8 protein-coding genes are annotated in these 14153 nt (G+C 37.0%); 1 reads left to right on the plus strand and 7 read right to left on the minus strand.

Annotated features, from left to right (window positions below):
* Nucleotides 1-73: 73 nt before the first annotated feature.
* The 4 genes from ACEPSS_RS01425 to ACEPSS_RS01440 form a co-directional block, all read right to left on the minus strand.
* On the minus strand, nt 74-811 hold the full coding sequence (locus ACEPSS_RS01425; RefSeq protein WP_395319518.1) for a LysM peptidoglycan-binding domain-containing protein: 738 nt from the start codon (nt 809-811) through the stop codon (nt 74-76).
* A 588-nt stretch (nt 812-1399) separates the two neighbouring features.
* Nucleotides 1400-8578, minus strand: a complete 7179-nt coding sequence (locus ACEPSS_RS01430) for a mucin-binding protein (RefSeq protein WP_395319520.1) — start codon at nt 8576-8578, stop codon at nt 1400-1402.
* 417 nt (nt 8579-8995) lie between these two features.
* On the minus strand, nt 8996-9787 hold the full coding sequence (locus ACEPSS_RS01435; RefSeq protein ID WP_395319522.1) for a 2-keto-4-pentenoate hydratase: 792 nt from the start codon (nt 9785-9787) through the stop codon (nt 8996-8998).
* 318 nt (nt 9788-10105) lie between these two features.
* Entirely contained in the window at nt 10106-11044 is a 939-nt protein-coding gene (locus ACEPSS_RS01440) for an AEC family transporter (RefSeq protein ID WP_395319524.1), read from the minus strand.
* A gap of 267 nt (nt 11045-11311) precedes the next feature.
* Between ACEPSS_RS01440 and ACEPSS_RS01445 the strand changes: the two genes are divergently transcribed.
* On the plus strand, nt 11312-11905 hold the full coding sequence (locus tag ACEPSS_RS01445; RefSeq protein WP_395319526.1) for a cadmium resistance transporter: 594 nt from the start codon (nt 11312-11314) through the stop codon (nt 11903-11905).
* Nucleotides 11906-11937: 32 nt separating this feature from the next.
* Here the strand turns inward: ACEPSS_RS01445 and ACEPSS_RS01450 are convergent, their stop codons facing one another.
* The 3 genes from ACEPSS_RS01450 to ACEPSS_RS01460 are packed head-to-tail and all read right to left on the minus strand — an operon-like array spanning nt 11938 to nt 13934.
* Nucleotides 11938-12309 carry a hypothetical protein gene (locus tag ACEPSS_RS01450; RefSeq protein ID WP_395319530.1) on the minus strand — a complete coding sequence of 124 codons (372 nt, stop codon included), beginning with the start codon at nt 12307-12309 and terminating at the stop codon, nt 11938-11940.
* Nucleotides 12302-12622, minus strand: a complete 321-nt coding sequence (locus ACEPSS_RS01455) for an acetyl-CoA carboxylase (RefSeq protein ID WP_395319532.1) — start codon at nt 12620-12622, stop codon at nt 12302-12304. Before ACEPSS_RS01455 ends, ACEPSS_RS01450 begins: the two co-directional genes overlap by 8 nt.
* Nucleotides 12615-13934, minus strand: coding sequence for a Y-family DNA polymerase (locus ACEPSS_RS01460; protein ID WP_395319534.1), 1320 nt, complete (start codon nt 13932-13934; stop codon nt 12615-12617). Before ACEPSS_RS01460 ends, ACEPSS_RS01455 begins: the two co-directional genes overlap by 8 nt.
* Nucleotides 13935-14153 lie beyond the last annotated feature (219 nt).

Below are 14153 nucleotides of genomic sequence, written 5' to 3' on the forward strand. Positions count from 1 at the left end.
GAGAAATGGTAATCATGGTAGACAAAAAGGGGATCCCAATCGGAATTCCCTTTTAAAGTTAGTTTATTTAATCTTAGTACCAACCATTTGCTTGCCAGAATGCTTGGGCACCTGACCATGAACCATAACGTGAAGTTACGTAGTTGTCAGCAACTTTTTCTTGGTTAGCTGGTGAGTAGTCACCGTTTAAGTATGATGATGATAATTGATATTTACCAACGTATTGACCGTTAGAAGCACCATAGTTACCACCTGATTCGCGACCGGCAATCCAGTCTTTAGCAGCAGCATCGCTACCAGTTACTGAACTTGTAGCAGGTTGTGCAGGTGCTGGAGTTGCAGCTTGTACGGAAGCTTGAGCAACTGGAGCAGCAGCTTGTTGAACAGGGGCTGCAGCTGGAGTAGCAGTTTGTGCTACAGGAGCAGTTGCTTGAACTGGAGCAGCTGGAGTTTCAGTTTGTGCAGGTGCTGGAGTTGCAACTGGTGCAGTAGCAGTCACAGCAGGTGTAGTTGCTTGAGCTACAGGAGCTGAAACAGCGTCAGTATCAGTAGCAGTTGGTGCTACCACTTCAACGTCACCATTATCAATATCGAAAACTTCACCAACATAAATTTTGTTAATATCTTGGATCTTGTTAGCGTCTTTGATACTTTGCATTGAAACGTTGTAAGTTTTAGCAAGTTTTGAGATTGTGTCACCAGATTGAACGGTTACACGAGTTGAGGCGTTAGCACTGTTGGCACCGGCGAATAAAACACCAGCTGAGACAGCAGTAACTGCTGCAATTGTCTTTAAACCTTTGAATTTCATATAGATAAAATCTCCTTTTTGATTAACTGCTTCTAGTTTTCTGATTTAAGATGGTTGTATTAGTTGAAGAGATAACCTCAACTAATCAACAGTACCCATGATAAAGGGTATTTATTACGTTGAGATTACAGGGACTTTAAGAATCAGGCGTGATTTGTAATGCTGTAATCTTAGCAACACATTCTGTAATCTGATTGGGGGTAAGACTTCTATTATAATGGTAGATAATGTGTTTGAAATCCTCCCTTCTTAATGATTAGATTCGTAAAACAGCTGAGATTTTTTTAATTTTCTGTCTACCTAGTGATTACCATACAATTGATTTTCGCAAAATATGAATGTGCGACAAATGATGAGATACCAATCTTTATAAGTATAATTTTGCTACTTTTTTTCAAAAAAACGTAGTAAAAATTTGCTACCTCCCATACTGGTTAAATTCGTAAAACAACTAATATTTTTAGAAAAATAGACTATAAAATATATTTCTAATCAAAAACGACCGAATCCTTAATGAATTCGGTCGTTTTCCTATAAGTATCTCTTAAAAAGTTTATATCATTAATTAGGTAGGCAAATTAGGATTTTTTATTTTCGCTTTTTCAATCCTCTTATGCCAAACAAAGTAGTGATTAATATCAAAAATCCACCAATAATCTCAATTAAGCTTTCATTACTTGCACCTGTGTCAGGAAGTTCATTTTGTTTGTTAGAAACTTTTTCTGGTTGATTAAGGTTATCGCTATGTTGCTTAACCATTGATGGGTTTTCATCCACTTCATCTGGTTTATTGTAATCCGATGTTGTTGGATTTAAATCATCGTCACTTTGTTTATTAGAAGCATAATTTTTATTGATATCATCCTTAGGTGAATCATTTGGAATATTATTTTCTGATTCATCTGTATATCTAACATTAATGATTTGATTTGCGTCATTCACACTTGGTGTTTTGGCTGCAATCGTTGCTTGACTTGCATCTACTAAATGACGATTGTTCAATTCCGGTGATTGTACTGCACCAAAGTTACCGTTGCTCGTCCATGCTTGCCAGTCAGTTTTTCCAGTGACTAAATCTTTTGTTCCTTCACGGCTAAACGTTACTTTTTGATCAACCGCTGGCGCAATTGTTTGGCCTTGCTCATCAACGTAGTTGATTGTTCGCGTTACATCTTTATTTTCACTTACAGTTTGCGTATCATCTACATATCTAACATTAATGATTTGATTTGCGTCATTCACACTTGGCGTTTCAGCCGTAATGGTAGCTTGACTCGCATCTACTAAATGACGATTACTCAATTCTGGTGATTGTACTGCACCAAATTTTCCAGTGCTTGTCCATGTTTGCCAGTCAGTTTTTCCAGTGACTAAATCTTTTGTTCCTTCACGGCTAAACGTTACTTTTTGATCAACCGCTGGCGCAATTGTTTGGCCTTGCTCATCAACGTAGTTGATTGTTCGCGTTACATCTTTATTTTCACTTACAGTTTGCGTATCATCTACATATCTAACATTAATGATTTGATTTGCGTCATTCACACTTGGCGTTTCAGCCGTAATGGTAGCTTGACTCGCATCTACTAAATGACGATTACTCAATTCTGGTGATTGTACTGCACCAAATTTTCCAGTGCTTGTCCATGTTTGCCATTCAGTCTTTCCAGTGACTAAATCTTTAGTGCCTTCACGGCTAAATGTAACTTGGTCTACAGCTGGTGCAATCGCTTGTCCTTGGTCATCAACGTAGTTGATTGTTCGTGTAACTTCTTTGTTTTCACTAACTACTTGCGTATCATCTGCATATTTAACGTTAATCGTTTGGTCGGCATCATTTACACTTGGCATTTCAGCTGCAATCGTTGCTTGACTCGCATCTACTAAATGACGATTTTTCAATTCTGGTGATTGTACTGCGCCAAAGTCTCCAGTGCTTGTCCAGTTTTGCCAATCAGTCTTACCCGTCAATAAGTCTTTCGTTCCTTCACGACTAAACGTAACCTTTTGATTTACTGCTGGGGCAATTGTTTGATCCTGGTCATCAACGTAGTTGATTGTTCTCGTGACATCTTTATTTTCACTTACTTTTTGCGTATCATCTGCGTATCTAACGTTAATCGTTTGATCTGTATCATTTACGCTTGGGTTTTCGGCAGGAATCGTTGCTTGGCTCTCATCTACTAAATGACGATTTTTCAATTCTGGTGATTGTACTGCACCAAAGTTACCGTCGCTCGTCCATGTTTGCCAGTCAGTCTTACCAGTGAGTAAGTCCTTTGTTCCTTCACGATTAAACGTCACCTTTTGATTTACTGCTGGCGCAATCGCTTGTCCTTGGTCATCAACGTAGTTGATTGTCCGCGTTACATCTTTATTTTCACTTACGGTTTGTGTGTCATCTGCGTATCTAACGTTAATCGTTTGATCGGCATCATTTACGATTGGCGTTTCAGCTGCAATCGTTGCTTGACTTGCATCGACTAAATGACGATTACTCAATTCCGGTAATTGTACTGCGCCAAAGTTACCGTCGCTCGTCCAATTTTGCCAGTCAGTCTTACCAGTGTATAAGTCTTTTGTTCCTTCACGGCTAAACGTAACCTTTTGATTTACTGCTGGGTCAATCGTTTGACCTTGTTCATCAACGTAGTTAATTGTCCGTGTTACATCTTTGTTCTCACTTACCGTTTGCGTGTCATCTGCGTATCTAACGTTAATCGTTTGATCGGCATCATTTACGCTTGGCGTTTCAGCTGCAATCGTTGCTTGACTTGCATCGACTAAATGACGATTACTCAATTCCGGTGATTGTACTGCGCCAAAGTTACCGTCGCTCGTCCAATTTTGCCAGTCAGTCTTACCAGTGTATAAGTCTTTTGTTCCTTCACGGCTAAACGTAACCTTTTGGTCTACAGCTGGTGCAATCGCTTGTCCTTGGTCATCAACGTAGTTGATTGTCCGGGTAACATCTTTGTTCTCACTTACAGTTTGAGTGTCATCTGCGTATCTAACGTTAATCGTTTGATCGGCATCATTTACACTTGGTGTTTCAGCTACGATTGTTGCTTGACTCTCATCTACTAAATGACGATTTTTCAATTCCGGTGATTGTACTGCGCCAAAGTCTCCAGTGCTTGTCCAGCTTTGCCAATCAGTCTTACCCGTAAGTAAGTCCTTTGTTCCTGTACGACTAAACGTCACCTTTTGATTTACTGCTGGGGCAATTGTTTGATCCTGGTCATCAACGTAGTTGATTGTTCTCGTGACATCTTTATTTTCACTTACTTTTTGCGTATCATCTGCGTATCTAACGTTAATCGTTTGATCTGTATCATTTACGCTTGGGTTTTCGGCAGGAATCGTTGCTTGACTTGCATCGACTAAATGACGATTACTCAATTCCGGTGATTGAACTGCACCAAAATCTCCAGTACTTGTCCAGTTTTGCCAATCCGTATTGCCAGTGTATAAGTCCTTTGTTCCTGTACGACTAAACATAACCTTTTGATTTACTGCTGGAGCAACTGTTTGCCCTTGGTCATCAACGTAGTTGATTGTCCGGGTAACTTCTTTGTTTTCGCTAACAGTTTGTGTATCATCTGCATATTTAACATTAATGATTTGATTTGTGTCATTCACACTTGGTGTTTCAGCAGAGATTGTTGCTTGACTTGCATCGACTAAATGACGATTACTCAATTCCGGTGATTGTACCGCGCTAAAGTCCCCAGTGCTTGTCCATGCTTGCCAATCCGTATTGCCAGTGTATAAGTCCTTTGTTCCTGTACGACTAAACATAACCTTTTGATTTACTGCTGGAGCAAATGTTTGCCCTTGGTCATCAACGTAGTTGATTGTCCGGGTAACTTCTTTGTTTTCGCTAACAGTTTGCGTATCATCTGCATATTTAACATTAATGATTTGATTTGTGTCATTCACACTTGGTGTTTCAGCAGAGATTGTTGCTTGACTTGCATCGACTAAATGACGATTACTCAATTCCGGTGATTGTACCGCGCTAAAGTCCCCAGTGCTTGTCCATGCTTGCCAATCCGTATTGCCAGTGTATAAGTCCTTTGTTCCTGTACGACTAAACATAACCTTTTGATTTACTGCTGGAGCAAATGTTTGCCCTTGGTCATCAACGTAGTTGATTGTCCGGGTAACTTCTTTGTTTTCGCTAACAGTTTGCGTATCATCTGCATATTTAACATTAATGATTTGATTTGTGTCGTTCACACTTGGTGTTTCAGCAGAGATTGTTGCTTGACTCGCATCTACTAAATGACGATTTTTCAATTCTGGTGATTGTACTGCGCCAAAGTCTCCAGTGCTTGTCCATGTTTGCCAAGCGGTATTGCCAGTGTATAAGTCCTTTGTTCCTGTACGACTAAACGTCACCTTTTGATTTACTGCTGGGGCAATTGTTTGATCCTGGTCATCAACGTAGTTGATTGTTCTCGTGACATCTTTATTTTCACTTACTTTTTGCGTATCATCTGCATATTTAACATTAATGATTTGATTTGTGTCGTTCACACTTGGTGTTTCAGCAGAGATTGTTGCTTGGCTCTCATCTACTAAATGACGATTACTCAATTCCGGTGATTGAACCGCGCCAAAATTGCCATCGCTCGTCCAATCGTCATTCCATTTGACTACATCTGGATTAGTTGAAGTTTGTTCACCAGTTTCAGTAAAGGTGACCACTTGAACCGTTGCTTTATCAACTGGATTTCCCTTTTCATCAACATAATTAATGGTTCTCGTAATCGCTTTAGTTTGTTCAACCTTTTTAATTACTTGAACAGTAAGTGTATTAGTTACCCATGCATAACCCGGTTCGGTATCGATAATCGTTGCTGTATAAATTCCTGGAGTAGAAAAATCAACTTTTGAAGTATCAACTTTGACATGATCAGAAGTGGTTCCGTCTGCATAGTTTAGTTGAGCATGATACTGCAAATCAGCTGGATTATCACCAACATAATAAGTAACATCATCGCCACTTACAGAGACCGTGGGGAAACTTCCCCATACATTAATGTAATTTTGATTGAGGTATTTTGAAGAGTTACTTGGATCAGGTTGAGCTTGTTGCTTAGTAATGGTTTGTCCAGTATTGTCTACATATTTACCAGTCGCTGAAATGTGGGCATCCGCCTGTAAATTAAAATCATTTTGTCCCACTTTAAAAGCAATTACATAATTTTGATTATTCTTATAATCAAAATCAAGGGTAATCGAACCGTCAGCATTAACCACATATTTCCAGCCTGACTGAGCAAGCTTGCTATATGTCATGTTTTGTCCATCGACGGAACCATTTGAAATCCAAATCATATCAGGATTAATATAGCTACCGTTAGAATCGTCATTTGGATCATCGTTAGCAGGTGTGATAGTAAGCTGTCCATCCGTCAAATCACTCTCTTTACCATCCGGATTAATTTGAGCATAGTACATCATACTATTTTGGTCAGGAGCAAATTGATTTTTAGAGAACCAGTTGGCATCGTAATATTTGGGATCAGGATTAGGCACATAGTTATTATTTAGTTGAGCTTGAGTTGCCTCGTTATCCAAATCACCCAGAATGGCATTGTTAGCAACATCACTTTTAATTAAATCTCCTGCTAAAACGTCGCCGTTAGCATTTAAAACATGGACGGTAACATCTTTAGTGACCCCGTTGGCTGAAACAGTAGCCGGATAATCCCCAGATAGTTGATTATTTACATTTTGCGTATCAACCGTTAACGTTTCCGGATTTCCGTAGGCATCAGTAGCACTCCCAAATGCACTCGCAGCGGGTAAAGTTTCACCCAAATGAATGGTGACATCATGAGCCGTTAATGATGATTGGTCAATTGACCAAACCCATGTTCCGGGATGAGCTTGCCCGTTCGTTAAATCACTGGCAGTAATAAATTGACCATTTGGTTTGTAGTTGTTATTACTAGGAGTATTAAAATTATTGACATTTGCGTAGCCAGTACCTAGATTTTGCCAAGTTCCAGAGGTTAAGATACTGGTGGTCGTGGGCACAATCTCGCCTTTGGGTGGATTAAGTAATCCACTATCAGCATTCAATAAAGTATTATCGCCTAAGATTAATTTGGTTAATCCCCATGTATCACTCGGTTTTGAATCTGTGTAGATAACTCCTGAAAGCATCCCGGTCATGGAAACTGAACTTCGATATTGGTTAGGACGGGTATCAAAGCCAGAAATATTCAAAGATACTAAATTATCATCAGAATTAAACATGTTATTCATGTTGGTAACTTTAGTAGTATCAAAATTTGATAAATCCAGGGTTAACAGACTCGAAGTGTCGAGCATTCTTTCCATAGTAGTTACGTTACTGGTGTCAAAACTTGATAGATCCAAATAATTTCCAGTATAACTATGGAACATGTAACTCATATTAGTTACGTTGCTAGTATCAAAACTATTCAATCCCGTTATCACAGGCAAAGTTCCATAATAAGCGGTATAAGTTCCCAGTCCACAGAACATATATGACATGTCGGTAACATTTTTCGTATTCCAACCAGTTAAATTCAAATTAGTTAGGTAATAGTTACTTTGAAACATGTTATTACAGCTAGTAAGACTTGCTGTATTCCAGTTTGATAAATCAAGAGAGCTCAAAACATAATCGTTATAGAATAAGTTGTTCATATTCGTAACATGACTAACATCCCACGTATTCAAACCATCAATTTCACGAAGTCCATTGTGATCATTATTCCCAATTTGGTTATTAATCCCTTTGGTGTAATCCATGGGGCTAAGAATATTAGAAAAAGCCGTATTAATATCAGTAAATTTACTGGTATCCTTCCAGCCGACATTAACTTTTGTCAAAGAACGATCATTTAAAAAGAAGCTTGATAGGTTGGTTACGTTACTAACATCCCAATCCTGTAATCCATCTAGTTTAGCTAATTTATAATCTTCAGCGAACATACTTTGCATATTAGTTACGTCTGAAGTATCAATGTTATTTATTCCGTCAATTTCAGTTAAGTCACTGTAATTTGCAAACGCAAAACTACTATCTTGATTAGCTTTAACTTTGCCGTCAATCACAATTTTAGTAACTGCATCTGGAAAACGGGGCTCATTGATAGTTCCAAAAGTTGTATTTTGATTACCTTGTACGGTAACTACCTTACTGTCATTGTCGTAATTCCAGTTTGCCGTTCCCCAAGTTCCTTGCGTAACATTATTAGTTGCCGCTAGTGCCGTATTGGCTTGGTTTAACTTTGAATTTTCATCAGTTTTGGGAACTTCAACTGGTTGATCTGTGTTTTCTACTGGTTTGGCAGCAGAATCTGGTGCAGGTTGTGAATCTTTAACATCAGTTTTTGCATCAGCACTATTATGATTGGTGTCTGGCTTATTTTCTTGATTGTCAGTAATCGGAGCCGAGTTAGTATTTTCGATTGCCGGTTTAGTCTCAGTCGAACTTGTAGCGACTTGATTTTCTGGGTTACTAGAAACATCAACTTGTTTAACATCCGTAGTTTTTTGATCACTAGGATTAGTTGGGCTTTCTGCAGATGGTTGACTATTGTTGGTAGACGCCTGATTATCCGTTTTTGCTACAACAGCAGCGTCTGGGTTGGTATCACTAGCATGAGTTGTAACTTGGACGCCAGTAATACCAAAAAAAGTCACTGTAATTGATGCAAACAGCCAAATTTTCCCGGATTTATACATCTTATAATGTAGTTTCGTTTCATTATTATTTTTCATAGTTTCTCCTAAATTAATCATTAAGCTGTGCTTTTTAATTTTACCGATAAACACTTTTAATTGTAACACTTTAACATCAGATTAAAAAACCACTAAAGAAGCCGTAACATAGTATTTTAAAAAATAATTCCTAAATCAAGCTTACTACTTTTTTTCAAAAAAATTATAATAAACCCGATTGTGATATAATTAACTTACAAAATATATTTAAACATCTAGCAAGTATTACACATACCGAAAAAACTACCAGATATTGGGGAATATCTGGTAGTTTTTTGGTTAGTTATCAAGATCATGATAAACGATTTATCCATTTATCAAAATCATCATTTCTTGCTTGTCTATTATCTGATTCAGTTTTTGCTAGAATTTTTTCTTCTATATTATTACTGCTTATTTTTCTACTTCAAATACTGCTTATTTTTCTACTTCAAATTCTACATCACTTAAGCCATAGTCAAATTCGGCTTTCCAATTACCAGGAGTTAACGGCACTGGGAGTAAGAAGGTTCCAGTTGAGACGTGTTCGCCCGCGTGTACGACTTGATCAGTTTCTGCTAGTTTTTCGGTTAACCATTTTAAGGATTTGACCGGATTACCTAAAACTTCGCTTGATTTTCCTTCGGATACCTTTTCTCGGTCATGGAATAATTCGGTATGCACTTTAGCTAAATCATCTAAGGAAAATTGATCAGCATCAACTTCATCACCATAAACGACGGCTCCACCGACTGCGGCATCCGCCATCACCAAATTTTTTGGTAAGGTTGGGAACCAGTCTTTAAAACGACAATCAGGTAATTCAACTGCGGGAGCAACGGTTGTCTTTTTCATTAATTCATCTAAGGAATCTTTAGCTGATAAATCAGTTTTGGCAGTGAAAACTAACTCAACTTCCACTAACGGATCCATGAACATCGCTTGGTTTAACTTAACGCCGGATTTAAAGAAGCGTTCATCTAACTGAGCTCCGTAAAGTGGTTCAGTAGAGTTAAACATGTTTTGCGTTTCTTCGCTGGTAAGGCTAATCTTGTAGCCACCTAATTTTTTCGCTTTTAAATCAGTTAAGCGTCGTTGCACGCGATACGCAGATTCATCGTCAAACTCAGCAAAATCTGCCATATCTAAGGGAGTCTTAGTGGCATAGGCCTTGTACAAAATTTGAGCGAGTACCTCTACTTCATCACTAGTTAATACTTTCTCAGTCATAATCAACACATCCTTTACGTTAAATTTTTTTATCGAAGCCAAATGTTCGATTTCTATTAATATACCTGACTATTTAAATTTGTCAAATAGTTTTTTAATAAAAAAATAACCATCGAAAAACACATCGTTCGTGTTTTTCAATGGTTATTGATTTTTCTGTTAGCTTGCTTGTTCTTCGTAGTAGCCATTTGCAATGACTTCTTTATCAAGATCCACTTGCCATTCGGTCGTATGTAGTTCTTTCAAATTGATAAGTGTCCCTTCTAAATACATTGTATAAAACTAATTATATTATATCTTGTACACAAAGTAAATTTTTCAAAAAATGGTCATTAAAAAGAAAACCAACGGAATTGTCACAATTGATAACACCGTCGACATCGTCATCAAAGCAATCCCAGGAGTCGGATTATCGTTGGCCTGCAGACTAAAGAGCACGACTAATCCGGCAGTAGGACACGCAAATAACAAAACGGTCGTTAATAAACTGACCCCACTCAACCCTAATCCAAGTAACACAACGTAAGTTAGCATGGGATACACCAAGTTTCTGAGCAATAAAGCCCCCAGTAACGATTTGTTGAAATCTGCTTTGCTAAACCGAGAGTTGGCTAAACTATTTCCAATCACGATCATTGAAAGTGGCGTATTTAACGAACTTAAATAAGTTGCTGGGCGATTAATAATTTCAGGAACTTTAAACGAACAAATAAATACTAATCCACCCACAAAAATCGCGATGATATTCGGATTTACTAAAGCATTGAAAGCCTGTTCCCGTAAATTCATCCAACTAAATTCTCGTTTTTCTTTAAAGATGGTGACCCCATAAGTCCAATTAAAAAGACTATAGCCAGCTAATGAGGCAACCGCAAAAAAGACGCCTTTATTGCCGAATAAGGCTGCAGCTAACGGTACTCCCATAAAGCCCGCATTGGAAAAAATACTACCAAAGATGGCCGCCCGTTTCGTAGTTTGATCCTTAGTTTTCGCAAAGCATACATTCGAAATTACAATGCTAATGATGTAGACGATACAGACCCCAAGCATGACTACTAAAAGTTCCTGCATTCGGGCACTGGAATATTTTTGCTCAAAAGCTTGAATAATCAAACATGGCGACACAATGTACAGTAAAATATTGGTCAAGTCACTCGAAGTATCGGATGACATAAAGTGTAATTTGTTAATTAATACGCCCACCGCCATTAAACAAAACATTAAAACAATTTGATTACTCAATTGTGCTATATTCATCTCTATCACCTACATTTCTAAAGTTTTTGTTAAGAATTAATATAACATAGAAATGGGAAATAAACTAAAATGGGTAAAATAATTTAGCATATCTATTTACAAAAAAATAAATTATGTTATATTTAAATCAGAAAAGAACTGGCATTGAAAACACCAAAACCCATTAACTATTGGCCTAGTTAATGGGTTTTTTTAGTGTGGTTAATCGTAATCTAATCAAAAAACATATAGTATAATAGAAAGTAAACTTTTCATTTAAGGATTAATATGCTAGAAATTATTTTAAATTCAATCGTGTCTTACATCTCCACCAACATGGACTATATTTTAGTCCTCGTCTTACTGATTCATGCGCATCGTTACTACAGTCCCATCTTAATTGGAGATATGATTGGAACGACTATTCTGACCATTACCCCGATGACAATTGCCATTTTATTGGGTGCCGTTCCCGAAACTTGGATGCTAGGTTTCTTGGGACTATTTCCCCTTTACTTTTCGTTCAAAAGTTTCTTTGGCAAAAATAGTAATAATGATTTAGATGAAAGTGATAATAAATCACGACTAAAGTTAGTAATTCACACAGTCATAATTACTGTTGCAGCTTGTGGGGCTGATAATGTCGCCGTTTATATTCCAATCTTTATTCGTAAATCAATGTTTGAACTCATAGTGGCCTTTTGCGTCATGTTAATCATGGCCATCGTTTTCTTTGGCCTTGCGATTATCATTAGTAAGAACAAACAATTGGAAAAATTTTTAAATCGTTACGGAAAATATTTAACCGGAGTAATTTACCTTTATTTAGGAATCTCCGTGTTAATGCAATGTGGTACAATTACCCACTTTATTCATTTATAAAAGAGTTTCGCTTGAATTTAAGCGAAACTCTTTTAATTTCCTAAACTAACGTTTCGAATGTCTTCCAAAGGAAATTCATTGTTTTTGGCTAAATGAACTTCTTCATCATTTAAGAACTCAATGACTCCATTGGCTTCAATTGGTTTTAACTCTTGATCCAGCTCGTTCAATTGCACGGTCACTTCATAGCAATTTTTCATTGCATAATAAAGCCGTTGTTTAATTAATGCAATCGTTTGGGGATTCTTCATTTTGGCAACATTTTTATTTTTATATTTTTGTTTTTTAATGGCAACAGTGTGATCAGATAAATAAAAGCCTTGCCATTTTAGCATGCCGCGATCTTGGTACTCATGACTGAAAAATTGGTCGACTACTTTCTGACTAAAATGATATTTACTCAAGGATATCACGCTTTCTTTGAATTAATCGTTGCGAAAAGGGCCAGCGAAGGCCACTAAACCCAACAAATTTAATGGTTAATTGATTTTCTAATTTAAAATCATGAATTAAAGTTTCTAAATATGCCAAATTATAGGTACTAATACTATGTAGCGGAGTTGAACTAAGGCGTTGTCCCAGACGTTGACGATTAAAGAAAAAATTGTAGCATTCGTCATAAGGATCATTGGCCACCTCAATCCAGTAATGAGTTCGACTAATTCGCTTAAACAAACTATCAACGCGATCAAGGATGATTTTCAAGTCATTATTCATAACTATTGCCTCCATTATGTCCGCCCACTAATTTGGCTCGTTCGAGGGCCGTTCCTCCTTTTTCTAAGCTGTTAGCAAAAATCAACTTAGAAAAGCCATACTTATGATGAATTTCATCAATAATGTGGTTTAATTTATCATTTTTAAGTTGCTCATCGACTTTGGTAAAAAGATCTAACGAACGGCCTTGATTATCAGTTAATTTACTACAGTAAACAGCAATGTTTCTCACTGATTGACCTTCCCAGTTTCTTCTAAATAAATATAAGAGCTGTTGCACAATCTCTTGATTATCATCCGTTTCATCAATTGAAAGCATTTGATGAAACCCTGTTTTTCGATAAATTTCACTATTTCGATAAATTTCACTATCATGAAAGGAAAAACCAATTCCTAAGGAAATACAACTTGTTAATTGATGATGCGCCCGAACTCTTGAGGCAACTTGTTCACCAATCTCTTTAATCACATTTTCAATTTCAGCTTGGCTTTGATAATCACGGGGTAAAACTTGGGAATTACCGAGACTTTTTGATTTCACAATTGGCTTTTCAGTAAGTTTTGAACGATCAACGCCCCATGCCGTTGCAAAAATTTGCGTTCCGATAATTCCCATTTCTTGTTTTAGAAGATAGGGATTGGCATGAGCTAAATTATACATATTATAAATGCCTAAGCGATTAAGATGTTTAGCAGTTCGTTTTCCGATTCCCCACACGTCAGTTAAATTTTGAATGTTCCAAATCTTATCTTTCACATCTTGATAATGAATCTCACCAATCAAATCTGGGGTATGCTTTGCATATATATCTAAAGCCAATTTAGCTTGGACTGGATTATCGCCAATTCCCACTGTGGTATATAAGCCCAGTTCTTTTCTGACGGTTTTTTGAATCAATCGAGCAACAGATCTTACTGAATTACCAAACAAATGCCAAGAAGCGGTCATATCTAAGATACTTTCGTCAATTGAATAGGGCCAAATCATTTCTTCGGGAGTAAATTTACTAAATAATTGATTAATTTCGAGATTCTTTTTGATGTATAAATTCATCCGAGGTGGGACTACCAGCAATCGTGAATCAGTCGGCAAATCTCGTTGCCGCGAGACATTGGCTTTCAAATGATAAAGTTTTTTAGCTTCTGGTGAGGTAGCTAAAATTAAACCACCATTAGTATTTTCGGCTTCACTCATCACAACTAGTGGGACTTTCAACGGATTAAATCCCCTTTGAATCGCTTCACAACTGGCATAAAACGACTTGTTATCAATTAAAAAGAATACTCCCTTAGGCTCTTTATCAAAAAACATCTCTGCATCTCCTTTAATAACAAATCAAATTATATCACAAATACGAACACATGTTCTAGTTTATTTAAATCATTTGAAATTTATAATTGTGTGCTATAATTTAATTAGTCAAAAGAAGACATTTTAAACTTGCTCCTATTACTAACCATTTTAGGATTTTTAAATAAAAAAGAGCGTTCAGATAACCAATCTGAACGCTCTTTTTGTTTACTTATGATT

Source organism: Fructilactobacillus frigidiflavus (genome assembly GCF_044054575.1).
Lineage (GTDB): Bacteria > Bacillota > Bacilli > Lactobacillales > Lactobacillaceae > Fructilactobacillus > Fructilactobacillus frigidiflavus.